Origin of the sequence: Plantactinospora sp. WMMB782 (genome assembly GCF_049179135.1) — a bacterium.
Classification (GTDB): Bacteria; Actinomycetota; Actinomycetes; order Mycobacteriales; family Micromonosporaceae; genus Plantactinospora.
On sequence record NZ_JBMHMC010000006.1, the window covers coordinates 1 to 20,421 of the forward strand.

At 69.8% G+C, this 20,421-nt stretch carries 31 protein-coding genes, 14 tRNA genes and 1 pseudogene; 37 read left to right on the forward strand and 9 right to left on the reverse strand.

What is annotated here, in order from left to right; translation table 11 throughout:
- The coding region (locus ACN28A_RS01595) for a hypothetical protein (protein WP_421391640.1) at positions 1-322 on the reverse strand (322 nt) is incomplete at its 3' end.
- 211 nt (positions 323-533) lie between these two features.
- Between ACN28A_RS01595 and ACN28A_RS01600 the strand changes: the two genes are divergently transcribed.
- Positions 534-812 (forward strand): hypothetical protein, encoded by a 279-nt coding sequence (locus tag ACN28A_RS01600; RefSeq protein WP_421391329.1) that lies wholly within the window; start codon positions 534-536, stop codon positions 810-812.
- Positions 813-914: 102 nt separating this feature from the next.
- Positions 915-1,229 carry a hypothetical protein gene (locus ACN28A_RS01605; RefSeq protein WP_421391331.1) on the forward strand — a complete coding sequence of 105 codons (315 nt, stop codon included), beginning with the start codon at positions 915-917 and terminating at the stop codon, positions 1,227-1,229.
- Between the two features lie 170 nt (positions 1,230-1,399).
- Here ACN28A_RS01605 and ACN28A_RS01610 read toward each other — a convergent pair whose 3' ends face one another.
- From ACN28A_RS01610 to ACN28A_RS01620, 3 genes are all read right to left on the reverse strand, one after another.
- The gene (locus ACN28A_RS01610; RefSeq protein WP_421391333.1) at positions 1,400-1,669 is read right to left on the reverse strand and encodes a hypothetical protein; all 270 of its coding nucleotides are present in this window, start codon (positions 1,667-1,669) and stop codon (positions 1,400-1,402) included.
- Between the two features lie 186 nt (positions 1,670-1,855).
- Positions 1,856-2,170 (reverse strand): hypothetical protein, encoded by a 315-nt coding sequence (locus tag ACN28A_RS01615; RefSeq protein WP_421391335.1) that lies wholly within the window; start codon positions 2,168-2,170, stop codon positions 1,856-1,858.
- Positions 2,171-2,193: 23 nt separating this feature from the next.
- Positions 2,194-2,574 (reverse strand): hypothetical protein, encoded by a 381-nt coding sequence (locus ACN28A_RS01620; protein ID WP_421391337.1) that lies wholly within the window; start codon positions 2,572-2,574, stop codon positions 2,194-2,196.
- A 113-nt stretch (positions 2,575-2,687) separates the two neighbouring features.
- On the opposite strand from ACN28A_RS01620, the gene ACN28A_RS01625 reads away from it, so the two are divergent.
- The 15 genes from ACN28A_RS01625 to ACN28A_RS01695 all read left to right on the forward strand — a co-directional run bounded on the left by ACN28A_RS01625 (position 2,688) and on the right by ACN28A_RS01695 (position 8,950).
- Positions 2,688-2,978, forward strand: a complete 291-nt coding sequence (locus tag ACN28A_RS01625) for a hypothetical protein (RefSeq protein ID WP_421391339.1) — start codon at positions 2,688-2,690, stop codon at positions 2,976-2,978.
- Complete coding sequence (locus tag ACN28A_RS01630; RefSeq protein WP_421391341.1) at positions 2,975-3,196, forward strand: hypothetical protein; 222 nt, start codon at positions 2,975-2,977, stop codon at positions 3,194-3,196. Before ACN28A_RS01625 ends, ACN28A_RS01630 begins: the two co-directional genes overlap by 4 nt.
- A 1-nt stretch (position 3,197) precedes the next feature.
- A complete protein-coding gene (locus ACN28A_RS01635; RefSeq protein ID WP_421391343.1) occupies positions 3,198-3,467 on the forward strand; it encodes a hypothetical protein in 270 nt (89 codons plus the stop codon).
- An 11-nt stretch (positions 3,468-3,478) separates the two neighbouring features.
- Positions 3,479-3,763: a hypothetical protein gene (locus tag ACN28A_RS01640; protein ID WP_421391345.1), complete on the forward strand. Its 285-nt coding sequence runs from the start codon at positions 3,479-3,481 to the stop codon at positions 3,761-3,763.
- Positions 3,764-3,766: 3 nt separating this feature from the next.
- Entirely contained in the window at positions 3,767-3,991 is a 225-nt protein-coding gene (locus tag ACN28A_RS01645) for a hypothetical protein (protein ID WP_421391347.1), read from the forward strand.
- 3 nt (positions 3,992-3,994) lie between these two features.
- Positions 3,995-4,453, forward strand: coding sequence for an AAA family ATPase (locus ACN28A_RS01650; RefSeq protein WP_421391349.1), 459 nt, complete (start codon positions 3,995-3,997; stop codon positions 4,451-4,453).
- Between the two features lie 281 nt (positions 4,454-4,734).
- A complete protein-coding gene (locus ACN28A_RS01655) occupies positions 4,735-4,986 on the forward strand; it encodes a hypothetical protein (protein ID WP_421391351.1) in 252 nt (83 codons plus the stop codon).
- A gap of 4 nt (positions 4,987-4,990) precedes the next feature.
- On the forward strand, positions 4,991-5,608 hold the full coding sequence (locus tag ACN28A_RS01660) for a hypothetical protein (RefSeq protein ID WP_421391353.1): 618 nt from the start codon (positions 4,991-4,993) through the stop codon (positions 5,606-5,608).
- Positions 5,601-5,915, forward strand: coding sequence for a hypothetical protein (locus ACN28A_RS01665; RefSeq protein ID WP_421391355.1), 315 nt, complete (start codon positions 5,601-5,603; stop codon positions 5,913-5,915). The genes ACN28A_RS01660 and ACN28A_RS01665 overlap by 8 nt, the downstream gene beginning before the upstream one ends.
- 165 nt (positions 5,916-6,080) lie before the next feature.
- The gene (locus tag ACN28A_RS01670; RefSeq protein ID WP_421391357.1) at positions 6,081-6,686 is read left to right on the forward strand and encodes a hypothetical protein; all 606 of its coding nucleotides are present in this window, start codon (positions 6,081-6,083) and stop codon (positions 6,684-6,686) included.
- Between the two features lie 2 nt (positions 6,687-6,688).
- On the forward strand, positions 6,689-6,889 hold the full coding sequence (locus tag ACN28A_RS01675) for a hypothetical protein (RefSeq protein WP_421391359.1): 201 nt from the start codon (positions 6,689-6,691) through the stop codon (positions 6,887-6,889).
- The gene (locus tag ACN28A_RS01680; protein ID WP_421391360.1) at positions 6,882-7,115 is read left to right on the forward strand and encodes a hypothetical protein; all 234 of its coding nucleotides are present in this window, start codon (positions 6,882-6,884) and stop codon (positions 7,113-7,115) included. Before ACN28A_RS01675 ends, ACN28A_RS01680 begins: the two co-directional genes overlap by 8 nt.
- Positions 7,112-7,291, forward strand: a complete 180-nt coding sequence (locus tag ACN28A_RS01685; protein ID WP_421391362.1) for a hypothetical protein — start codon at positions 7,112-7,114, stop codon at positions 7,289-7,291. Before ACN28A_RS01680 ends, ACN28A_RS01685 begins: the two co-directional genes overlap by 4 nt.
- A gap of 139 nt (positions 7,292-7,430) precedes the next feature.
- Positions 7,431-7,838 carry a GntR family transcriptional regulator gene (locus tag ACN28A_RS01690; protein WP_421391364.1) on the forward strand — a complete coding sequence of 136 codons (408 nt, stop codon included), beginning with the start codon at positions 7,431-7,433 and terminating at the stop codon, positions 7,836-7,838.
- A 683-nt stretch (positions 7,839-8,521) separates the two neighbouring features.
- Entirely contained in the window at positions 8,522-8,950 is a 429-nt protein-coding gene (locus ACN28A_RS01695; protein WP_421391366.1) for a hypothetical protein, read from the forward strand.
- Here ACN28A_RS01695 and ACN28A_RS01700 read toward each other — a convergent pair.
- The gene (locus ACN28A_RS01700) at positions 8,912-10,453 is read right to left on the reverse strand and encodes a recombinase family protein (protein WP_421391368.1); all 1,542 of its coding nucleotides are present in this window, start codon (positions 10,451-10,453) and stop codon (positions 8,912-8,914) included. The genes ACN28A_RS01695 and ACN28A_RS01700 overlap by 39 nt on opposite strands.
- A 23-nt stretch (positions 10,454-10,476) precedes the next feature.
- On the opposite strand from ACN28A_RS01700, the pseudogene ACN28A_RS01705 reads away from it, so the two are divergent.
- The 18 genes and pseudogenes from ACN28A_RS01705 to ACN28A_RS01790 all read left to right on the forward strand — a co-directional run.
- A pseudogene (locus tag ACN28A_RS01705) lies at positions 10,477-10,674 on the forward strand (MBL fold metallo-hydrolase); the annotation flags it as partial.
- A 75-nt stretch (positions 10,675-10,749) separates the two neighbouring features.
- Complete coding sequence (locus ACN28A_RS01710; RefSeq protein WP_421391642.1) at positions 10,750-11,553, forward strand: alpha/beta fold hydrolase; 804 nt, start codon at positions 10,750-10,752, stop codon at positions 11,551-11,553.
- A gap of 440 nt (positions 11,554-11,993) precedes the next feature.
- Positions 11,994-12,066 (forward strand) — tRNA-Trp (locus ACN28A_RS01715).
- 210 nt (positions 12,067-12,276) lie between these two features.
- Positions 12,277-12,348, forward strand: a tRNA-Glu gene (locus tag ACN28A_RS01720).
- 40 nt (positions 12,349-12,388) lie between these two features.
- A tRNA-Leu gene (locus ACN28A_RS01725) sits at positions 12,389-12,462 on the forward strand.
- A gap of 8 nt (positions 12,463-12,470) precedes the next feature.
- Positions 12,471-12,543: transfer RNA gene (locus ACN28A_RS01730), tRNA-Gly, on the forward strand.
- Between the two features lie 50 nt (positions 12,544-12,593).
- Entirely contained in the window at positions 12,594-13,034 is a 441-nt protein-coding gene (locus ACN28A_RS01735) for an HNH endonuclease (protein WP_421391644.1), read from the forward strand.
- 36 nt (positions 13,035-13,070) lie between these two features.
- Positions 13,071-13,141: transfer RNA gene (locus tag ACN28A_RS01740), tRNA-Gln, on the forward strand.
- A 6-nt stretch (positions 13,142-13,147) separates the two neighbouring features.
- Positions 13,148-13,222, forward strand: a tRNA-Leu gene (locus ACN28A_RS01745).
- A 74-nt stretch (positions 13,223-13,296) separates the two neighbouring features.
- Positions 13,297-13,369 (forward strand) — tRNA-Leu (locus ACN28A_RS01750).
- A 12-nt stretch (positions 13,370-13,381) separates the two neighbouring features.
- Positions 13,382-13,454, forward strand: a tRNA-Arg gene (locus tag ACN28A_RS01755).
- A 6-nt stretch (positions 13,455-13,460) separates the two neighbouring features.
- Positions 13,461-13,534: transfer RNA gene (locus ACN28A_RS01760), tRNA-Pro, on the forward strand.
- Positions 13,535-13,598: 64 nt separating this feature from the next.
- A complete protein-coding gene (locus ACN28A_RS01765; RefSeq protein ID WP_421391645.1) occupies positions 13,599-14,345 on the forward strand; it encodes a hypothetical protein in 747 nt (248 codons plus the stop codon).
- 431 nt (positions 14,346-14,776) lie between these two features.
- A tRNA-Lys gene (locus tag ACN28A_RS01770) sits at positions 14,777-14,849 on the forward strand.
- A gap of 2 nt (positions 14,850-14,851) precedes the next feature.
- Positions 14,852-14,923 (forward strand) — tRNA-Met (locus ACN28A_RS01775).
- Positions 14,924-14,925: 2 nt separating this feature from the next.
- Positions 14,926-14,998 (forward strand) — tRNA-Val (locus tag ACN28A_RS01780).
- Between the two features lie 47 nt (positions 14,999-15,045).
- Positions 15,046-15,128: transfer RNA gene (locus ACN28A_RS01785), tRNA-Tyr, on the forward strand.
- A gap of 5 nt (positions 15,129-15,133) precedes the next feature.
- Positions 15,134-15,206 (forward strand) — tRNA-Cys (locus ACN28A_RS01790).
- A 213-nt stretch (positions 15,207-15,419) separates the two neighbouring features.
- Here the strand turns inward: ACN28A_RS01790 and ACN28A_RS01795 are convergent.
- Both ACN28A_RS01795 and ACN28A_RS01800 read right to left on the reverse strand, forming a co-directional pair.
- Positions 15,420-15,671, reverse strand: coding sequence for an SCO4848 family membrane protein (locus tag ACN28A_RS01795; protein WP_421391647.1), 252 nt, complete (start codon positions 15,669-15,671; stop codon positions 15,420-15,422).
- A 188-nt stretch (positions 15,672-15,859) separates the two neighbouring features.
- The gene (locus tag ACN28A_RS01800; RefSeq protein ID WP_421391649.1) at positions 15,860-16,468 is read right to left on the reverse strand and encodes a DedA family protein; all 609 of its coding nucleotides are present in this window, start codon (positions 16,466-16,468) and stop codon (positions 15,860-15,862) included.
- Between the two features lie 324 nt (positions 16,469-16,792).
- On the opposite strand from ACN28A_RS01800, the gene ACN28A_RS01805 reads away from it, so the two are divergent.
- Positions 16,793-16,996: a cold-shock protein gene (locus ACN28A_RS01805; protein WP_278063023.1), complete on the forward strand. Its 204-nt coding sequence runs from the start codon at positions 16,793-16,795 to the stop codon at positions 16,994-16,996.
- On the opposite strand, the gene ACN28A_RS01810 is transcribed toward ACN28A_RS01805, so the two are convergent.
- Together ACN28A_RS01810 and ACN28A_RS01815 are read right to left on the reverse strand one after the other, a co-directional pair.
- Entirely contained in the window at positions 16,977-18,251 is a 1,275-nt protein-coding gene (locus tag ACN28A_RS01810; RefSeq protein ID WP_421391650.1) for an MFS transporter, read from the reverse strand. The genes ACN28A_RS01805 and ACN28A_RS01810 overlap by 20 nt on opposite strands.
- Positions 18,252-18,334: 83 nt before the next feature.
- Positions 18,335-18,907: an ArsR/SmtB family transcription factor gene (locus ACN28A_RS01815; protein ID WP_421391651.1), complete on the reverse strand. Its 573-nt coding sequence runs from the start codon at positions 18,905-18,907 to the stop codon at positions 18,335-18,337.
- 181 nt (positions 18,908-19,088) lie between these two features.
- Here ACN28A_RS01815 and ACN28A_RS01820 point away from each other — a divergent pair, with 181 nt between their 5' ends.
- The gene (locus tag ACN28A_RS01820) at positions 19,089-20,195 is read left to right on the forward strand and encodes an NAD-dependent epimerase/dehydratase family protein (RefSeq protein WP_421391654.1); all 1,107 of its coding nucleotides are present in this window, start codon (positions 19,089-19,091) and stop codon (positions 20,193-20,195) included.
- The last annotated feature ends 226 nt before the right edge of the window (positions 20,196-20,421 follow it).

Below are 20,421 nucleotides of genomic sequence, written 5' to 3' on the forward strand. Positions count from 1 at the left end.
TCCCGACGACGGCTGCTCCGACGCTGCGGAGTGTCGCGAGGGCTACGAGGAGCGCCACACCGAACCCGAGGTAGCTTCCCCACCGCCGGGCACGAACCAGGCCGACGACGGCTGCCACGGCGACCAATGCGACGCTGCCGAGGAACACAACGGCATGGGTGCGGCCAGTGTCACCGACGGCGTTGGCGACCGCCCCGAACCCGGTCAGCACGGCCAAGGCGCCGAGGAGGAAGGCTCCGACCTTCACCGGGTACGGCATCCGTGTCGGCGGCCCGTCGTCGTCCGTCTGGTCGAGGTCGTCTGGTTCGGTGTCGTCGTCCACTGGCAGATGATGCGGCTGGACGGAACGTGAGGTCTGTTCACTGTCGGCGACACGACAGCTTCCCGTCGTGATGTTGGAGGTGCTGGTCGGGTGTTCGGGCTATTCGCGTGCGGGGATAGTCCTGCTGGCCGACCCCACCCTGAACGGCCGTTCGTGAGCGGCAGGCTACCGACCGGTACCGGCGGCGACGGGCGCGAACAACACTCGGGCGATGGACGCGAACCTGCACCGCCGCAGGTGCCCCCACTGCGGCACAGACCTGACCGCCCTCGCCCGCCTCGTCACCACCCACGGCGCCCCCGTCCTCGAACGGCACGAAACCCCACCCGGACCGCTTCCGGCCGGCACCCGCGACGCGGACTGGCTGACCCTGCCGTGCCTGCACCCGCTGCACGGGATCCTGCTCTGGGATGCGATCGTCGGCCTCGGCTGGGGGCATGGTGTCGCCGCCGAGGTGTGTCGGCCGGTCGCGTCGCAGCTCGCCGCCTGAACGGGTCGGGGGTGGCCCCGACTGTGGGTGATGACGTGGGGATGCCGGGGCCACCCATAGGCACGGTAGGTGCCGGGTCTGACAGGGCGGCACACTGGACGTGTGTCCATCTACGCCACCGCCCTACCGCTCGACGGCGACGAGCAGCCGGCACCGATCGTCTACCAGGGCTCACACGTCCTACCCGCCGACGGCGACGCCCGGGATGGTGTGCTGCTTCTGTGTCAGATCCCCGGCCACATCAGCCTCAACGGCCGGGACTCGCCGGACGACGAGCGTACGGTGTGGCCGTGGCTGCGCCTGTCGCTGCACGGGCCGGGCGGGGACGCGACCGTGGTACTCGACCGGGAGCAGGTGGAGCGGATCCACGCCTACCTCGGCGAGTGGCTGAGCGCAGCCAGGTCGGCGGCGAGTTGACCCGTGGGCGACGGTGACGCGCATGTGATGCCCCGGGCGGATCTGATCGACCACGAGGTTGACGACTGCCCGTGCGGGCCGACAACCGAGCCGGTACCCCGCCCGGACGGGTCGATGGGGTGGCTGGTCATCCACCACACGCTCGACGGGCGCGAACTGTGGGAGCCGCGTTAACCGTCTCGGTGCAGCCGTTTCAACGTCTCCCGCAGCCCCGGAGTGTCCGGCATCGTGGTCGCCACCGCAGCGCACAACGACAGGGCGCTGACGAAGTTCCGGCACGTTCCGCAGTCCTCGTCCCGGCAGGCTGCGGCGTGTTCCCGGGACGCTTCGATGGTCCAGCGATGCATCCAGCCCATCGCCCAGCCACGGCCGTGCAGGTTGGTGACCTGCTTCATGAAGTACTCGGTCTGTTCCGGGTCGGGCAGCATGTGGACGGGCATCGCGATCCCCCTCGATCGGCGGCGTGCCTTCCTGTCTACCCCGGTGTGACGTGTGCTGGCCTCGGGTTCGGGGGCGGTGCGGGGTCGGCTGGTCGCCCACAGTCGGCGACGGTCGGATGATCTACCGTCGCCGGTACGACGGAGCCCGGCCCTCGTCGTGAGGCGCCGGGCTCTGTGTGCCTGCGGTCAGTCAAGCGGTGGTAAGTCCACCATCCGCGCCCACAACTGCCATCCGTTGTCGCTCTTTCGCTTCTGCCATCCGTCCGGCTCCGGCCCGTGCTCGAAGAACCGGTCCATGCGCTGTTCAACCCACTCCGCGAACATCTCCCGCTGCCATGCCTCAATGCCCGGTCGGACCAGCGCGATCACCTCGGCGCCATCATCGTTGGGTCGCAGGACGAGGTAGCCACTCACGTCGGGTTCGTCTTCTCGCCCGAACCCGGTCTCGTCGTCGAGGCTCAGGCCCCGGTCGTTCAGTCTCTGCTCCGCGCTTGAAGTCACGAGGTTGAGTGTGCCCGACCGGATCACGTCTCGCCGGTGACCGACTCCCGGCGGTAAACGACGTAGTTCCGACCGACGACCACCCACGTGCCGGGCTCGTTGACCCGCTCGATCAGTAGGTCGCCTGCGACCACCTGGCTCTCCGGGTCGTCGACTTCGGCGAGGCGCGCATCTGGGCGAATCGCCTTGACCTCGTCAAAGTTCTTCCCGGTCCACCGAACGGCGTTGGCCGGACGCCGAGGCAGCCTGGCGTTGGGGTCACCTGCGTGCCAGCGCATGAACTCGCGCAACACCTCGGACCGGTCTGATCCGGCGGCGGCAGTCGACTCATCGAACCGGAGCCACAGGTCCTCTTCGGCGCGAATCGTCTGGCGGGGCTTACCCTTGCCGCTTTTCCGGGTCACGGCGATCACCGTAGTGGGTGCCGGGGTGTCATGACGGGAACTGTACGGGGTGTCATGACGTTCGGCGGTTCGGTCAGTTGATGGTGTCATGACACCATGCTACCGTAGGTGTCATGACACTGCGAGGTCGCGAGGCAGCCGAAGCCTGGTACGCCGTCGGGCAGCCAGTCGCCGAACTCGCCTACCTCGGCCAGGGCCGCTACGAGTCCCACCTCGTCACCGTCGTCCGCGTCACCAAGGCGATGGTCTTCACCGACAGCGGGCGTCGGTTTTGGCGCTACAGGAACGGACGCAACGAGGTTGGCAGCCGTGACAGGCAGCTCATTACCGCGAGCGCCGTGGTCTTCCGTCTCGTGCCCGCCGACCACCCGCGCGTTACCCAACCAGCCAGGGAGTCGCAGTGAACCGCAGCATGGAGCACCAGGACCGGTGCGGCGACGCCGGCATGCCGCTGATCGTCATCGACCGGCAGGGCCGCGAGGTGCCGGTTCCGGACGGCGTAAACCCGTCCGACTACGTTGCCGACCACCTCGGCCCCGGCTACGAGGCGCTGATCCGCTGCGTCGACCACCCGGACACGCCGGCCGTGGACTGCCTCATCTGCGTACCCGAGGAGGACTGACGTGGAACTGATCAAGGCCGATGGCACTTTGGCAGACGGCATTGCCGACGACTCGCACACCCGAGAGGAACACCGTCTCGATCCCGGCGTCTACCCCAGCAAGGGCCACGTTCTACTCGTCGGAACCAACGAGCGGAACTTGACCGTCATCGACCTCGGCGGAGTGATTCAGGTGGGTGGCATCGACGTGACCGACCCGGACCACCTGGATGCCCTCGCCGAGTACTTCCAACGCCTGGCGGTGACGTTCCGGGCTCGCCAAACCAACTGAACGGAGATCACATGGAACACCCCCGCGAAACCACGTCGGCAGTCTTCGAGACGGAGCCGGCCGACGGCAGCACCCTCGTTCTCCGAAAGTCCACCTTCCACGGCGAGCCGGAGTGGGAGGTCATCTGGCGTGACGACGCCGAGGCCCGCCGATGGGCTGGCGGCGGCGACCCGGACGGCCAGCACTGGTTCCGTGCCAGCGACGAGGACGCGATGGAACTGCACCAGTACCTCAAGTACGCGGACGAGGTCTACAACCTTGGGTCGCTGGTCGGCCGACTCGGCAAGGACAACTGACTGATGGACCCGACGACCACCTACGCGTGGTGCTTCAGTCACGGACGCATGCACAAGTTCGTCGCGCCGGAAGGCCCGTGGTGCTCCGCGTCGTGGCTTCCGCTCGGCGAGGATGAGGAGGCGGCGTACAGCGCCAAGGCAGCCCGGGTCGGCGACGCGCAGTTCATGGACGACCTACCACTTGAAGTTCAGGTGGAGGTCGTTGACGAGTGCGCTGGCCAGGGCTGACCGATGGCAAGACTGTTGGTGACTCGCGGCCTACCCGGCTCCGGCAAGTCGACGTTCGCGCGGGCGTGGGTGGCCGAGAACCCGACCGGCCGCTACCGGGTCAACCGGGACGACCTCCGGGCGATGGGCCACGACTCGACGCACGTGAAGGCGTCGAAGACCTCGCTGGGCACGGAGCGGATCGTCGTCGCCGCCCGGAACGCGATGATCGTGTCCCTGTTGCGGCGCGGCGTGGGTGTGATCGTGGACGAAACCTGCCTCCCCGACAAGACGCTGCACAGCCTGCGGCGGCTCGCCGACCGGGCCAACGCCGGGTTCGAGGTCGTCGACTTCCGGGACGTGCCGATCGAGTTGTGCATCGAGCGTGACGCCCGGCGGACCGGTACGGCACGGGTCGGCGAGCAGGCGATCCGGGATATGTGGGAGCGGCACCTGGCCGAGCAGTCCGAGGCGGCGGCGTGAAGACGCTTCGTGTCCGTCACGAGTCGGCACCTCCGCCGTTGGGATGCCGCTGGTGCGGTGTTGACAAACGTGAGCACGTCCAACTGTGGGTTCCTGGCCGCAGTTGGCATGGCTGGGAGCAGCCGACGAAGGCGCAGATTGAGGCCCGACTGCGGGCTAAGTTCGCGGCCCGCGCTGGCCGTGGCGGTCTCTCGACCACGGAGACCCACCGTCAGCCGCTTACATCGCAGCAAAGCAAGCCCTGAAGAGCAAAGAACGCACCGACGAGAAGGAGTGACCTGATGTCCCCGGAAGAGCACTACGCCGAAGCGGAACGACTTCGCGCCCTGGCCGTCGAGCACTGGATGAACCCTGAGGGCGGCTACGACGACGCCGAGTCGCCGACTGCCGAGGAGCGGGAGATCCGGGCGTCGGTAGCGGCCGACGCCCGGCAGGACGCGATGGTCTACCTGGCCGAAGCGCAGGTGCACGCCACGTTGGCGCTGTACCGGAAGCCGGCGGCCGAGCCGTTCGTTCCGAAGCTGGACTGGTGAGCCGGTGAGTATCCCCAACACCCACCCCACCCCCGAAGTCACCGCGATCGTCACTGCGCTTGCTGCCGGCGCCGGTGCTACGACCGTGCACTACGAAACCACCGGCCGTGTCCTGGACGCGCTGGATCTGCCGTCCCGGGATGCTCGGGTCCGTGCCGAGGTCGCCGAAGAGATCGCCCGTGCGATCGAAGTCGAGCGGCCGTCGGCAGGGAGCTTTTGGGACACCGCTGACGCGGCCCGGGTGTACGCCCTGAACGACGCGGCGAAGGTCGCCCGGAAGTACGCTGCTGCGCCTGCCGAGAGCGTCGCTGCGGGGTCGGCTGTTCCCGTCGAGGGATCCGGACTACCCCAACCCGCTCCGCAGAGCGTGGGTCGGCTGCCGTGGCCATACGGCCCTGATCCGGTCACCGACACATGGTTGCGGGAGCAGGGTGCCGATCCGGTTGTGGTGCGGGATCAGGCCCGCCAACAGATTGACGCCCTGGTCCGACCCCGCCCGATCCTGTCGCTTGACACGGGCGCAGCTTGTGGTCGTTGGTGTGAGCGCCCGACTGGACATAGCGGTCCGTGTGACCCGGTCGCCGACATCTCCGGACGCACCGAGGAGGGTTCTGATGTCTGAGCAGACCCCGACCACCGACGCCCCGTACGAGGAGCCGGTGCTGAGCGAGGAGGCATACGGCGACATCGAGGTAATCCCGATGCCCGGCGAAGCGCGACAGGCCGCGTGGCGCGCGTATCACGCGGCGGAGCCGCCGGCCAGAGGCCGCATCACTACTGCTATCGAGACCGCGTACGCCGCTGGGCTGGCTGCTGGTCGTACCGCAGCAGCCGCAGACATCCGGGCGGTCGATGCTTCTGTGCTCAACGGTTACTGCGCCGACGTGGCTGCTCGTGTGGCAGAGAGCGGAGCCAACCATGCCCAGTGATCTACCCGAAGAGGTTGCCGACCTGATTCGTGCCGCCGTGGAGTGGCGGCGAGCCCACGCCAACCGGTCGGTAACAGCAGCACCGACCAAGGCGCGGGCGTCACGTGTACTGGCGGAGGCGGTCGACGCATACAACTGGCGCCTCGCGGAACACGGAGCCGACCGGTGAGCGAGTACGACACCGCGCCGAGCAAGCCGGACTTCGAGCGGCGACCGGCTGACCACCCGCACACCGATCCGGACGACGGTCGCAGCGAGTGCGACCGGTGTGGCAAGTTCGTGTGGCCGGCGATCCACTCGTGCAAGGGCGTGCCAGTGACTGTTGCTGCTCGCGCCCGTTGGGATGCCGCCCACGCGGTCGAGCCAGTGACCGCCCCCAACCCCGCCGACGTCGAGCAGTGGTCCGCCACAATCAACACCGCTGCCGACATCCTCCGGGAGTACATCGCCCGGGAGTCGCCGGACCTGGTGCCGCTGCTGTTCAACGCCGACTACGAGGGCATGGCGATGGCGCTCGCGGAGGCCGGGCGGTTGCTTCCCTCAGACACCGACACCCGCACCGAGTACGCGGCGAAGGTGGTTTGGGACACCGGTGATGTGACGTTCTGGGAGTCCGACCGTGGGCGTGCTGAGGACGTGGTGGCGTTCCACGCGAAGCGTCGGGCCGAAGGCCCGCATGGAATCGCTTCCGCCGAGGTCGTCCAGCGGACTGTGATCACTTCGACGGGTCCGTGGCGTCCGGTTCCTTCCACCCCCACCAAGGAGAGCTGATCGTGCTGCCGTCGCATTGGTGGTTCGCCGGCTGGAGCAAACGCCGGTCCGCCGCCGAGATCTTCCGCCACACCACGGTCCGGGGCGGCTACGCGGCCACGTACCGCCGGCTGGTCCGGTTCGGGCCGTGGTCTGTCGGCGTCATCCGCTACCGGCCGTATCCGCCGGTTCCTTCCACCCCTGAGGAGACACCGCATGCGTGATCAACTTCGCGACCTGATCGCCGCCAAAATGCACGCCGACGACTGCGGCTGCGACGGCCCCGAGGACGACTTCTACCGAAACCTCGCTGACTCGGTAATGGAGCTGTTCCCCGACGTGGAGCGGCAGGGCCGAGATGCTGCCGGCGGCTGGGACGCGGCCGAGGGTTGGGAGCCGCTCGCGACTCGGTGGGTTGCCCGTACCGCACCTGAGGAGACACCCCGATGAGCACCTGCCACCTGTGCCCGTCCGACGACAACCAGATCCCCGACGCCGACGTCCTCGATCACCTGCGGGTGGTCCACCCGGACGCGTACGGGGAAGGTCCGGACCTGTGGCCCGACGGCTCGCCCGTCGTTGTCGATGCCGCTTTGACGCCGGCCGAGTTCGGGGATCCGTCGTGAGTACGCGGGTTCGTCCGGTCGACCCTCAGGTGCTTTCCCGTTGCGCTGGCTGCCGACGGCCGCCTTGTGACCGGCGAGTAGCGGTCGTCTAGTCGGCTACACCGGTAGGCGTCTACACGCCGGGACATAACCTCCGCCTGTGATCGTTCCGGGCGGGCCGCGTATCGACACCGCCGCCAAACTGACCGCCCTGCTGCGGGAGCAAATCATGTCCGGGCAGCTCGCCCCCGGTGCTCTGATCCCGTCGGAGCAGACACTCCGTCAGACGTACGGGCTGGCCCGGGGCACCGTTGCCAAGGCGGTCCGGGCACTACGCAACGAAGGGCTCGCCACACACGTCGTCGGTTATGGTGTCGTCGTGCGCCCGGTCGGCGAGAAAGAGGACGTGCCCGCCGGCCCCGGCTCGACTGTCGACATCCGCATGCCGTCCCCGGCCGAGGTGGAGGCATGGGAGCTACCGGAGGGAGTTCCGGTGTTCGTGGTCGTGGACGCGGACGGGACGGGTCAGGTGTATCCGGCGGACCGGTACCGGCTGCGGGTGGGATGAGGGGGTCCGCTCTCTGCCCGGCTGACTGATCACTGCGGTTTCGACCGAAAGTGGAAGATCTTTCACCATGTGCGGTCCGATCGGCGGGACTGTCGGGTCCCTGTCAGCAGGTCATGGAACTTCCACGGCGCGCGTCGCGGGCAGGCGTCTGTCAATACGTCATACGAGCAGCCGTTCCATCCGCACCTTGGGCACGCTCCCACATGATTGCCGGTCGACAATCAACCCGCAGGTCACCTCGAAGACCAGCCCCGTTCACCGCCGGGTCGGCTATCGACACCGATCGAGCCCGAAACGGATCACCGAACCTCCGCAGCAGATCACCTGAATCCGACCAAGGCTGACCTAACAGCCATCCAAACGGGCATCCACCTACGCCCGACCAGCCCTGACGCTCAAGACTCACTCACCGTTGCTAGATCATTACTGGCGAGGCAGTCTCGGAGGCTCACACCACACCATCACGGAGGTGACCACCAGTGCGGCGACACCCAGCACCCCGCACCACCCGAGGACGCACCCCCGCCCTCACCAACGCCGCACCCCCCACCCCACCTCCACGCTGACCCCTCGCACCACCCCGACCGGCCACCGATGATGGTCGAGTCACCGCCGCCAACCCCACGCGGCGGAGAGGCACCGTCCGCCTCCAATCCTTCCGGCAAAGCTTTGGAGTCAGCCCCATGAGCACCGAACAGACCAGCACCCGCACATCCGTCCCGCGCTACTTCATCGCAGGCATGGCCTGCGGTTCACTCGCCCTCTTCGTCACCGTCGGCGCCCTCATCTACTACGCACTCGTCAGCTCCGGCACCTTCGGTGAGCCGCCACACGGCCTGTCCCCGATCTGGGCCGTCGTCGTCATCCTCCTCGCCCTCGTCCCCATCGGCCTGTGGTGCGCAGACGTCGCCGCCCGGCCCATCCTCAACCGCATCAACCGGCTCGAAGCCCTCGTCGAGCGGGCCAGCGAGGACGCACTCAAAGCGGCGAACGAGGCCGGCTACTGGCGCGGCATCGCAGCAGGGGCAAGGCAAGACATCGAAAACCTGGCCAACCCCGCCGACGTGATCAAGCTAGTTCGGGACGGGCGCCGCAACGGCAACGTCGGCTGACCGGGGCACGAACCGCACCGACGCCGGATCGAACCCCGGCCCCCGCCGCTGCGCAGGCAGAACCACCACCCGCACCCCGAACGCCTGCATCACCGCCCGCCGCTGGTTGAGATCCAACGCCCCCCACCGCCGCTCGGCCAGGTCACCGACCGTCGCCATCACCAACTCAAGATGTGGCGACGGTCGGTACGCTTTCGCCTCTGCCTCCGCCTGCTGCAACTGCGGCTTCAACCGGGTCGTGATGATCCGCAACTGGGCGGCTTCGATGTGCCCGTCGGCGTAGTCGTTCGCCGCCTGCGTCAAGCGCGCCCGCAGCGTCGTCACCCGCGTCAACGCCTCCGCCGCCTTCGCCGACGACCCGGACAGCAGGTCGGCGACGTCCGGGCGCCGCATCAGGGCCACCATCTGATGCTCGACGTACCGGTCCACCGCCGCCAGGTTCCGGCCCACACACGCCTTGGCCTCGCACACGTACAACTGCTGCTTCCGCCCGTGCCGGGAGTTGCCGCGCATCGCCACCCGCAGGTGCGCCCCGCACACTCCGCATTCGCCGACGCCCCACGTCAGAAGGTGCTGGCGGGAGCCGGGACGCTCGATGGTCCGGCCGGGGTCGGTGAGGAGCGCGACAACCCGGTCATGTTTGTCCGGGTCGACGATCTTCGGCCAGGCGGCGGGGATCAACGCCTCGTCGGGGCGGCCCCGGTGGTAGATCCGCAGGCCGATGTTCGCCGGTCGGATCGCGAGCTTCTTCACCGACGTCTTCCCCCACCGACTTCCGTCGTCGGCCTGGCCCTTCGCCCGCCGCGTCCGCCGGTGCCCCGCCCCCGGCGCTGGGACACGTCGCCGGTTCAGGTCGTCGCGGACAGCGGCGAGGGACTTACCGGCGAGCAGCTCGTCAACGATCCACCGCACGACATCGGCCTCAGCGTGTTTCTCCTCGTCCCGGAACCCGATCACCTTCCCGGCCGTCTTGCCCCGACGGTCGTACTCGTAGATCCGGGACCAGCCGTACAGGACGGCACCGTTGGCGCGGCCTTCCTCAGCCCGCTCTTTCGCCGCGTCGTAGACCCGCTCCGCTTTCGTCTCCGACTCGCCGGTGTCGGTCTCACCGAGCATCCCGGCGATCATCCGGCCGCTGGCGGTCCGTAGGTCAAGTTCAGGGCCGTTGGTGCACAGGATGATGATCCCGAGCTTGCCGAGGGTGTCGATGCCCTGCGCACGCTCGACCCGGTTCCGCCACAGTCGGGAGGTGTGGACGCAGACGATACGGCGCTGCACGCCGGTTGGGTTGGGTGCGGCGACGGCGTTCATGAGCTTGTCGAAGTCTGGTCGCGGGGCGCCCTTCAGCGCGGAGATGTCGTTGTCGCTGAACTCGCCCGCGACGTGCCCGCCCCGCCGGGCGGACAGGTCACGGCCGTCTCGTAGCTGCCGGGTGACGCCCTTCTCGGTTGCCAGCTCGTCGTCGGAGATGCGGGCGTACAGGTAGTCCTCGTACAACGCCATGCCGGCATCCTATTGCCCGTGGTGGTCCCCCGCTATTTCCGGGTGGGGTCGGCAACACCGACCGCGACCCGGTGCGGTTCGGCTCGCTCATCGACGACGTGGAGCACAAGATCTTCGACCGGCTGCCGGACGAGACCTGGTTCTATCCGGGGCACGGCCGGGACAGCACACTCGGCGCCGAACGGCCGTCGCTGCCGGAGTGGCGCGCCCGGGGCTGGTGACCCCGACGGGGCACCTGGGGTGGCGATCGCTGGCGACCGTTGGCGAGCTTGGCTAATGGGTGTAGCTTTTAAGCTATGACAGATACCCGGTATCTCCACCGCCCGGAGGGGCGCATCGCGTACGAGCTGTGGGACGGTGACGGGCCGCTGGTTATCTGCTCCCCGGGGATGGGCGAACTGCGCCAGTCGTACCGGCTGCTGACCCCGAAACTGGTCGCGGCCGGCTACCGGGTCGCGGTGCTGGACATCCGGGGGCACGGCGACAGCGACACCAGCTTCGCCGGGTACGACGACGTGGCGCTCGCCAGCGACATGCTCGCGCTCGCCGACGAACTCGGCGGCCCGGCGTACCTGGTCGGCAACTCGATGGGAGCCGGAGCCGCCGTGATCGCCGCCGCCGACGCCCCGGCGAAGGTACCCGGCCTCGTCCTGCTCGGCCCGTTCGTCCGGCAGCCCGCCGGCGCGGCCGTACTGAACCTGCTCTTCCGGATCATGCTCGTCCGGCCGTGGGGCCCGGCGGCCTTCCTCGGCTACTACCCGAAGTGGGTGCCCGGCACCAAGCCCGAGGGATACCCCGAACACCTCGCCCGGGTCCGCGACAACCTGCTCCGGCCGGGACACTGGCGGGCCTTCGTCCGGACCACCCGCACCTCGCACGAGCCGGCCCGGCAGCGGCTCCCCGAGGTGTCCGCCCCGGCCGTCGTGCTGATGGGTGCCGCCGACGTGGACTGGAAGGACCCGGCGGCCGAGGCGCACTGGATCGGGGAGCAGCTGAGGGCCGAGGTCGTGATGCTGCCCGGCGTGGGCCACTTCCCGCAGGCCCAGGCCCCCGAGGCGGTGGCCGCAGCCGTGAAGCGGCTGGTCGAGCGGGATTCCTGACTCCACTGTGTACGCCTGCCGGCACCGGCTCACCCGGTGCCGGCGGGCAGGCACCGCGGCCCGGAATCCGAAAGTGCCCGGGAAAAGTCGAAAAAGATGTTGCCCGGTCGCAGAGCCGCCCCTACCGTAGTTACCACAGCGATCAACACCGAATCGACAGCGAACGACAGGGAGCATCCGATGTTGTGGCAGAACTCATCGCGAGCGTGGCGGCAACTGCCGTCCGGCTCGACGGGTTGTGCCATCCTCGGGCACCCCGTCCTAGGCAGCGCCGGCGAATGTGCCGAGCTGGGCGGCTGGCGGACGTAACGCGACTGCACTCGCGTCCACGCCGCCCTCCCAGACCCGGGACCGGGCGGCGTTTCTCTTACCGTGCGCGTTTCTTCGGCACGGATGTTTCCCTGCCCCGCAAGTCTCTTTCACCGTGCACGATTCCGCACAGGGGTGTGGCGCAACTGGCAGCGCAGCGGCCTCCAAATCCGAAGGTTGCAGGTTCGAGTCCTGTCGCCCCTGCTTCTCCCCGGTCCCGACCGGCGGACACGGCACCAACTTGAGAACTCCACAGTGGATGGCATTACCGATGCCCGGCCGGCGCCGCACCACCGCGCCGGCCGGGCGGATCCGGGGCGAGGGAGACGGCTGACCCGCCTGTTTTGGGTACAGGAGAAACCGAGTTCGATTCTCGGGTCCCGGACGGAACCAGGGGTTGTGGACACCCCGCTCGGACCGTTGGAGTAGTGGTATCTCGCCAGGCTCTCAACCTGGAAGAGGCCGGTTCGATTCCGGCACGGTCTACGGAACCGCGCCCGTTCTCCGGGCCCGGTCGGCACCATCCGCTCCGGTAGCCCAACGGCAGGAGGCAGCGCGCTCAAGACGCGCACAGTGTGCGTTCGAATCGCACCCGGAGCATTTCCCGTGCGGCTGTAGCGCAGTTGGCAGCGCGCCACCTTGCCATGGTGGAGGTCCCGGGTTCGAATCCCGGTAGCCGCTCTCGAACACTTCCAGAGTTCCGTGACGTCGACGAGAGAAGGAGGTATCCGGTGGACGTCCTGGTCATCAACGCCGACCTCGGCCCGCTCCACCGGGTCAGTCTCCGGCACGCCGTACGGATGCTGGTCCGGCGGGTCGCCGAGGTGCACGAGGCCGTACCGGACCGGCTGATCGGGGTGTACCCGGTGCCGACCGTCGTCCGGCTGGTCAGGTACGTCGTCACCAGGTGGCGGTTCAGCTCGGGGCCGGCCTGGTCCCGGTCGGGCGTGCTCACCCGGGACGGACGCCGGTGCGGTTACTGCGGCGGCCACGCCAGCACCGTCGACCACATCCTGCCCCGCTCCCGCGGTGGCCGGAACACCTGGACCAACACCGTCGCGTCCTGCGACGGCTGCAATCAGCGCAAGGCGGACCGCACCCCTGCCGAGGCGGGCATGGAACTGCGGTCGGCGGCGACGGTCCCGAGTTGGGCCGCGCTGACCCGGCGCTGACGGCCGGCCGGCGGATTCTCCCCCGCCGGCCGCCTTTTCCGGATCGTCCAACGGCAGGACACCTGATTCTGGCTCAGGCGATCGAGGTTCGAATCCTCGTCCGGAAGCGCGATGCCCTCGTGGCCCAATTGGCAGAGGCACCAGGTCGAGAGCCTGGTCACGTGCGCGTTCGAGTCGCGCCGAGGGCACTTCGGGGTGGGTGCTGGTGCACAGCGTTGCCTTGCAAGCTCCGCGTGCGCGGTTCGATCCCGCGTCACTCCATGCCCGGGTAGCCCAACGGAAGAGGCCGCCGGCTCAGAACCGGTGTGTTGCAGGTTCGACTCCTGCTCCGGGTACTGCCGTTTCAAGCCCTTGTAGCTCAGTGGACAGAGCGCCTGGCTACGAACCAGGAAGTCGGAAGTTCGAATCCTCCCAGGGGCACGACATCGGGACGTGGCGCAGCTTGGCAGCGCGCCGCACTGGGGGTGCGGAGGCCGTCGGTTCGAATCCGGCCGTCCCGACTTCGACAGGGTCGCCGCAGCCGACGACGACGACTATCGTCTGCCCGACGAGACCGAGAGGATCATGGTGCCGAACCCCACCGAACTGCACAAGGTCAACGCGCTGGTGCAGGGCTTCAAGCCGCAGGCCAAGCGTGAGCTGACCGACGCGCACCGGCGTACCCAGAAGGCGCCGCCGCTGTCCGGGATCTCCCGGACCTACCAGCCGTTCGCCGACGACATCCGGGAGCAGTTGCCGCCGGAGTCGACCCGGGTGCAGTACACCGTCCAGGAGGTGCTCGACGAGGTCGCCTCGACCATGGGTCGGCTCTTCGACCTTCAGTTCATGCAGGACACCGGGAACGCCAGCGCAAAGGCCGACGTGCTGGTCGAGGGGCGGACGCTGATCAGCCAGGCACCGGTCACCTATCTGCTCTTCCTGGAGAAGCAGCTCGTCGACCTGCGTACCTTCGTCGACGGGCTGGCCACCCTGGACGCGGCGGAACGGTGGGAGTTCGACCCCGACCGGGGCTGCTACGCGAGTACGCCGAGCCAGACGCAGAAGATGCGCAAGGTGCACCGCAACCACGTCAAGGCGGAGGCCACCGAGAAGCACCCGGCGCAGGTCGAGGTCTACACCGAGGACGTACCGGTGGGCATCTGGACCACGGTGAAGCTCTCCGGCGCGCTGCCGGCGGAGCGGGTGAAACTGCTGCGCGGCCGGGTCGACAGGCTGCTGGAGGCGGTGAAGGTGGCCCGCGAGGAGGCGAACAGCAGCACCGTCGAGGAGCGCACCGTCGGCGACGAGGTGTTCGGCTACCTGTTCGGGTAGCCTCCCAGACACCCCCGTGGAGCGGGGGGTGGCGCGACGAGCGCCGAGACTGAGGCTGATCTGTCAGGCTCATCGAAGGCGACGGTTCCAGTGGAGGTTCAAGTCCTCCCCTCGGCACTCCGGGCCGAGGTAGCCCAACTGGCAGAGGCAGACCGGCGCCGAGCAGGCTGAGACTATCGCTCCAGACTCAGCACCCCCACCCATCGCCAGACCTACCGACCACGACAATCTCGACGAGATGCTGGTTCGAGTCCAGTCTGCCGCTCTCCCTGCGGCGGTCGCTTAATGGCAAAGCACGTCGACCGCAGACTGATCGTGGAGCTTAAACGCCGCTGGCGTGCGAACGGGTGGAATTCGAGGGCCCCCGGGGCAGGGCATACCCCGGGGGTCCGCCAACTCTTGACGAGCCCGCCTGGCGGCGGGACGTCCTCGCGCCGCTAGCTCATTGGCCAGAGCAACGCACTCTTAATGCGTGGGTTCGGGGTTCGAGTCCCCGGCGGCGTACTCGCGGGGTAGCGCAGTGGTAGCGCGGCGGCCTCATAAGCCGCAGGTCCCGGGTTCGACTCCCGGTCCCGCTCCCGTTCCGGTAGCTCAGTCGGAAGAGCATCGCGTCGACATCGCGAAGGTCGCTGGTTCGAGTCCAGCCCGGAACACGTACTAGTCCAGCCCGGAACACGTACCGGTCCCGCCGGTCGGCCGAGCGGGTGCGCCGACGTCGGAGAGTCGGGCCTGTCTGTAAAACAGGTGCCTCGCGCGCAGGAGGTTCGAATCCTCCCACCCGCACGCCCGGCCTCGTCTCGTCCCCGGTGGGGCGCCCCGCCTGCAACGCGGGTGATGCGGGTTCGACTCCCGGCGAGGTCTCGATGCCATCCACTGTGGATGCCATGGGCGCGGGCGTCGGCTGCTCGGCCGCCACTCATTCTGGCGGTGTGCCCGGTTCGACACCGGGGCCCATGACTCGCCGGCCGGCGGTGGTTGTGGTGACGGGGGAACGCCGGCCGGCCCCGACCGCCCGGCCACGGCTCGGCCACGGCTCGGCTCGGCTCGGCTCGGAACCGGGAACCGGGAACCGGGTCAGGATCGCGGAGCCCGACCCGCCCGCCAGGCCCGTACGCCGAGGACGCCGACGGTGGTGCCGATCGCCAGGGACGCCGCGATCAGCAGCGCGTGCACCCAGAGGAAGCTCGTCGGGCTGCCCTGCCCGATCTCCCCGGTCGACCAGGCCCGGGCATCGTTCCAGATGGCGACGGCGAACCGGGGCCAGATCACCCAGGTCCAGACGCCGACCAGGACCAGGAAGCCGGCCCAACGCCGCGACAACACCATGGCAGCCCAGTATGCCAGCCGCGGCCTGTGCCCCCGGGTGGTGCCGGCCGGCGGCCCCAGCCGGCCGGCACCACCCGTCCCCCCGGTCCCCCACAAGCCGCCCGGCCGGCCTCGGCCCCCCGGTCTGCTCCCTGCGCCCCGGCCAGCCCTGCCCCGGTACAGCTCTGCCCGGTAGAGCCCTGCCCCGGTCAGCCCTGCACGGTCGAGCCGAGTCGGCGGCGCACCCCCAGCAGGACGAGCCCGCCGAGGACCATCCCGACACCCACCGTGCCGAGCAGCGCGAACGACTCCCCCGGCAGCAGCCCGCCGACCGAGCGGGCCAGGATGGCCAGCAGCATGTAGAGGCCGGCCCAGAGCACCGCGCCGATCGCCGCGAAACCCAGGAACCGCCGGTACGACATCCGCAGCCCACCCGCGGCCAGCGGCAGCACGGCGTTCAGTACCGGCAGGAACGGTGCCACCATCACCATCCGGCCCCCGCCGCTGCCGAGGATCCGCTCGGCGGCCACCCAGCGTGCCTCCCCGATCCACCCCCCGGTCCGGCTGCGCCGCAACCGGGCACCGAACCGCCGGCCGGCGAAGAAGGTGAGCGACCAGCCGCCGAGACAGCCGATGATCACCGCCAGGAACGCCCCCAGACTGGCCGGCCTGCCGACCCCCACCGCGGCCAGTACCGCCACGTCACCTGGCACGAGTACGCCGAGCAGCGGTATCGCGTCCAGCAGCATGACCCCGCCGAGCACCGTCAGGAAGATCCACGACGGCAGTTCCCCCACCTGAACCAGCCAGTCCGCCACGTCAGGAACGTTACGGAGGTGGCGGCATCCGGACATCCGGGGCGAGCCCTGGTTGGCGGCACCGGCGACCCTGAGCCGGTCTAGGGGTGACTCCGCCGTCCGGCGTAGGCCGACGGACGACCCCCGCTCGCCGACGGACGTCTCCGCCTGCCGAGGGTCGACCGCGACCGCCCGGAGGTCGACCCGACCCGCCGCAGGTGGCCGCCGACCGGAACGGAGGTTGGTACGACTCCCGACTTCCGCCCGCACCGGCTATCCCGGGCGGCTACTGTCGGTGGCGTACAGGGCGGGCCACGCACCAGGCGCGCCGCTAAGGAGACACCCATGGCAACCGGAACCGTCAAGTGGTTCAACTCGGAAAAGGGCTTCGGCTTCATCGAGCAGGACGGCGGAGGACCGGACGTGTTCGTCCACTACTCCGCGATCGCGTCGTCCGGCTACCGCGAGCTGAACGAGGGACAGAAGGTCGAGTTCGACGTCACCCAGGGCGAGAAGGGTCCACAGGCGGCTAACGTCCAGCCGCGCTGACCAGCTCGGAGCGCCCCGGGCGGGCCGGTCCGGCCGGCTCCTCCGGCAGGTCACGACGCTTGCGCAGGGGACCGACCAGCAGGATCAGCCCGGTCAGCGCCAGACCGCCGGTGAGTACCCACATGGCCGGGCGGAGGCCGAGTGCCGTACCGAGGGCGCCGGCGAGCACCGCGCCGAGCGGCATGGTGCCGAGGTTGACCACCTGCATGGTCACGATGACCCGGCCGAGCAGCTGGTGCGGCACGTACGCCTGCCGGAAGCCGGCCTTGATCACGTTCCCGGCCACCACTCCGGCACCGATCACCACCCCGGCCAGCACCACCAGTCCGAGCCGGGCTCCGGGGGCGGTCAGCGGGATCAGCAGGGCGAACGGTTCCGCACCGAGGGCGCAGAGCAGCAGCGCGCGGGCACTGCCGAGGCGCCGGGACAGCGCGGTGGCGACGGCGGCTCCGACCACCCCGCCGGCGCTCATCACGGCGACCAGCGCGCCGACCGTGCCCGGCCCCAGCCCGACCTCGCGGACCAGGAAGACGACCAGGATCGCCTGGTAGCCGACCAGCCCGAGGTTGCTGACGGCACCCCAGACGGTGAGTACCCGCAGGTAGGGGTCGCGGACGGTGAAGCGTACCCCCTCGGCGATCTGCGGACCGAGACCCGCGTCCGGCGCGGCGGCCCGGGGTGGCTCCGGGCGCCGGATCGACAGCAGGCAGGCGGCCGAGCCGAGGAAGCCGAACACGTTCACCACCAGTGCGGCCGCCGCACCGAACAGGTTGGCCAGCAGGCCGGCGGCACCCGGACCGGCCACCTGGGCCACCGCCTCGGTCCCCTGGAGCTTCGCGTTCCCCTCGGCCAGGTCGGCCCGGTCCAGCAGGGTGGGCAGGTAGACCTGGTACGCGGTCTTGAAGAAGACGCTCACCGTGCCGCCGGCCAGCGCGACGGCCAGCAGGTGCCCGACGCCGAGTACGCCGAGCCAGCCGGCGACCGGCACGCTGGCGAAGAGCAGCGCGGCGACCAGGTCGCAGGTCACCATCACGGGCCGGCAGCGCAGCCGGTCCACCAGGGCGCCGGCCGGCAGTCCGACCAGCAGCCAGGGCAGCCAGGCGGCGGCGGTCAGCAGCGCCACCTGGAAGGTGCTGGCACCGAGGGTGGCGACCGCCACCAGCGGCAGTGCCACGCTGGTGACGCTGGCCCCGAAGGTGCTGCCGCCCTGGCCGATCCAGAGCAGCCTGAAGTCTCGTTGCCGGAGCAGGCTCATCTTCTCTCCTCGTCCGCTGGCCCGCTGGCCGCGCTCGGCCCGCACCGGGGCGGGCGAAGCGGCGGGCGCAGGGGTCGGCTGGGTCAGGGTTGGGCCGGGACGCCGTAGGCGAAGAAGAAGACGGGTTCGCGGTGCTGCCCGTCGTCCGGCAGCTCCCGGTCGCCCCAGCGGGAGAGCAGGGCGAGCAGCTCGGTCTCGAACTCGACCAGCTCGTCCGGGGTGAACCGCAGCCAGCGGTCGGTGGAGAAGGGCGCCTCCCCCCAGGCGGCCCGCTGCTCCTCCCCGCTGGCGTGCCAGTCCCGCACCAGGCCGACCTGGCGGTCGAGGTTCAGCGAGACGGCCGCCTGCTGCACGGCCTCGCTGGCCGGGTCGTCGGCGAAGTCGGCGGTGGACCAACGCAGGCCGGACGAGACCAGCCGCCACCAGCGCTCCCGGCGGTCCCGGGCCAGCTCCGGCGCCTCCGCCACCAGGTCGGCGGCGGCGAGCACCCTGAGGTGGTGGCTGACGTTCGCCACCGCCTGTCCGGTGCGTTCGGCAAGCGTGCTGACGGTGGCCGGACCGTAGACCTTCAACACGTCCATCAGACGGCGGCGTAGCGGATGGGACATCGCGGCCAGCACCCGGGAGTCGGTGACCTGGCGGATCTCTCGCTTCATGCACTCAGACTCGCACACGCAACAGCAGTTGCGCAAGAGATGTTGTGCAATAGTGGTTGCGGGCTTCTGGCGGTCCCGCCGGGAGACTTCGACGGCCGCCGGGACAGATCGACGGCAGAGCTGGTTCGGCTGATAGCGGAAGCGCTCGGCACATCCGACCGAGCCGATCTACCGTGACGTCATGCAGAAGATCGCCCTGGTCGTCGGCGCCACCGGCCAGGTCGGCCGGGCCACGGTCCGCGCCCTGGTGGCCGACGGCTGGCACGTCCGGGCCGCCGCCCGGGGCCTGCGGGCCGGCGCACCCTGGCCGCCGGACTGGAACGTCGAACTGGTGCCGCTGGACCGCGAGGACGACGCCGGGCTGGCGGTCGCGGTCGGCGCCGGCTGCGACGTCCTGGTCGACACCGTGGCGTACGACGCCAGGCACGCCCGCCAACTGCTCCGGCTCGCCGACCGGGTCGGTTCGGCAGTGGTCGTCTCCAGCGCCGGGGTCTACCTCGACGACGAGGGCCGGGGGTTCGGTGCCGAAGGGGTCCGGTTCCCGGTGCCGATCGCCGAGACCCAACCGACCGTGGCACCCTCGGAACCGGACCCCGCCCCCGACTCGGAGCGCGACCCCGATCCGGACACGGACACGGACCCGGGATCCGGGGCGGGTGCGGACACCTACGCGGCCGGCAAGGCGGCCCTGGAACGGGAACTGCTCGCCGCCGGGGCGGTGCTGCCGACCTCGCTGCTGCGGGCCGGTGCGATCCACGGGCCGCACACCGTGCACCCGCGCGAGTGGCACTTCGTCAAACGCGCCCTGGACAACCGCCCGGTACGGGTGCTGGCGTACGCCGGGCAGAGCCGGTTCCACCCGGTCTGCACCGCCAACCTGGCCGAACTGATCCGGCTCTGCGCCGCCGAGCCCGGTGCCCGGGTACTCAACGCGGGCGACCCGGAGCCGCCGACCGTACGCGAGATCGGTGCCGCCGTGCACGCGGCGCTGGACCACGACGCGGAGGACGTACTGATCGACGGCCCGTCCCCGGCACCGCCGGTGGGCATGACCCCGTGGTCGACGCAGCACCCGGTGGTGCTGGACATGGGCCTGGCGCACCGGCAGCTCGGCTACCGGCCGGTGACCAGCTATCTCGACTCGCTGCCGGAGACCGTACGGTGGCTTGTGGACGCCGCGCACGGCCGGGACTGGCGGACCGTCTTCCCCGATCTCGCCCAGAACTACCGCACCGACTACTTCGACTACCTCGCCGAGGACGCCTGGCTACGCCGCCGCAGTCACTGAGCCGCCGAGCCAGCCACTGCGCTCAAGGGCCGCTGAGCCAGCCACTGAGCTGACGGGCCGCTGAGCCGCGCAGCCGCTGACCGTGGCGGCAGTTCAGGCGGCGGTGAGCTTCGCGGCCAGCTCGGCGACCCGGTCGCCGAACGCCGCCCGCAGTGCGGTCGCCGCGGCGTCCAGGTCCTTGGAGCCCAGCCCGTTGAGCACGCCGTCGATGATCTGCTGCTCGTTG

Coding starts and splice junctions, on each gene's coding strand:
- ACN28A_RS01600 (WP_421391329.1), top strand. CDS start 534: ATGGACGCGAACCTGCACCGCCGCAGGTGCCCCCACTGCGGCACAGAC.
- ACN28A_RS01610 (WP_421391333.1), bottom strand. CDS start 1,669: ATGCCCGTCCACATGCTGCCCGACCCGGAACAGACCGAGTACTTCATG.
- ACN28A_RS01625 (WP_421391339.1), top strand. CDS start 2,688: ATGACACTGCGAGGTCGCGAGGCAGCCGAAGCCTGGTACGCCGTCGGG.
- ACN28A_RS01640 (WP_421391345.1), top strand. CDS start 3,479: ATGGAACACCCCCGCGAAACCACGTCGGCAGTCTTCGAGACGGAGCCG.
- ACN28A_RS01645 (WP_421391347.1), top strand. CDS start 3,767: ATGGACCCGACGACCACCTACGCGTGGTGCTTCAGTCACGGACGCATG.
- ACN28A_RS01650 (WP_421391349.1), top strand. CDS start 3,995: ATGGCAAGACTGTTGGTGACTCGCGGCCTACCCGGCTCCGGCAAGTCG.
- ACN28A_RS01655 (WP_421391351.1), top strand. CDS start 4,735: ATGTCCCCGGAAGAGCACTACGCCGAAGCGGAACGACTTCGCGCCCTG.
- ACN28A_RS01665 (WP_421391355.1), top strand. CDS start 5,601: ATGTCTGAGCAGACCCCGACCACCGACGCCCCGTACGAGGAGCCGGTG.
- ACN28A_RS01680 (WP_421391360.1), top strand. CDS start 6,882: ATGCGTGATCAACTTCGCGACCTGATCGCCGCCAAAATGCACGCCGAC.
- ACN28A_RS01685 (WP_421391362.1), top strand. CDS start 7,112: ATGAGCACCTGCCACCTGTGCCCGTCCGACGACAACCAGATCCCCGAC.
- ACN28A_RS01695 (WP_421391366.1), top strand. CDS start 8,522: ATGAGCACCGAACAGACCAGCACCCGCACATCCGTCCCGCGCTACTTC.
- ACN28A_RS01700 (WP_421391368.1), bottom strand. CDS start 10,453: ATGGCGTTGTACGAGGACTACCTGTACGCCCGCATCTCCGACGACGAG.
- ACN28A_RS01710 (WP_421391642.1), top strand. CDS start 10,750: ATGACAGATACCCGGTATCTCCACCGCCCGGAGGGGCGCATCGCGTAC.
- ACN28A_RS01765 (WP_421391645.1), top strand. CDS start 13,599: ATGGTGCCGAACCCCACCGAACTGCACAAGGTCAACGCGCTGGTGCAG.
- ACN28A_RS01795 (WP_421391647.1), bottom strand. CDS start 15,671: ATGGTGTTGTCGCGGCGTTGGGCCGGCTTCCTGGTCCTGGTCGGCGTC.
- ACN28A_RS01805 (WP_278063023.1), top strand. CDS start 16,793: ATGGCAACCGGAACCGTCAAGTGGTTCAACTCGGAAAAGGGCTTCGGC.
- ACN28A_RS01810 (WP_421391650.1), bottom strand. CDS start 18,251: ATGAGCCTGCTCCGGCAACGAGACTTCAGGCTGCTCTGGATCGGCCAG.
- ACN28A_RS01815 (WP_421391651.1), bottom strand. CDS start 18,907: ATGAAGCGAGAGATCCGCCAGGTCACCGACTCCCGGGTGCTGGCCGCG.
- ACN28A_RS01820 (WP_421391654.1), top strand. CDS start 19,089: ATGCAGAAGATCGCCCTGGTCGTCGGCGCCACCGGCCAGGTCGGCCGG.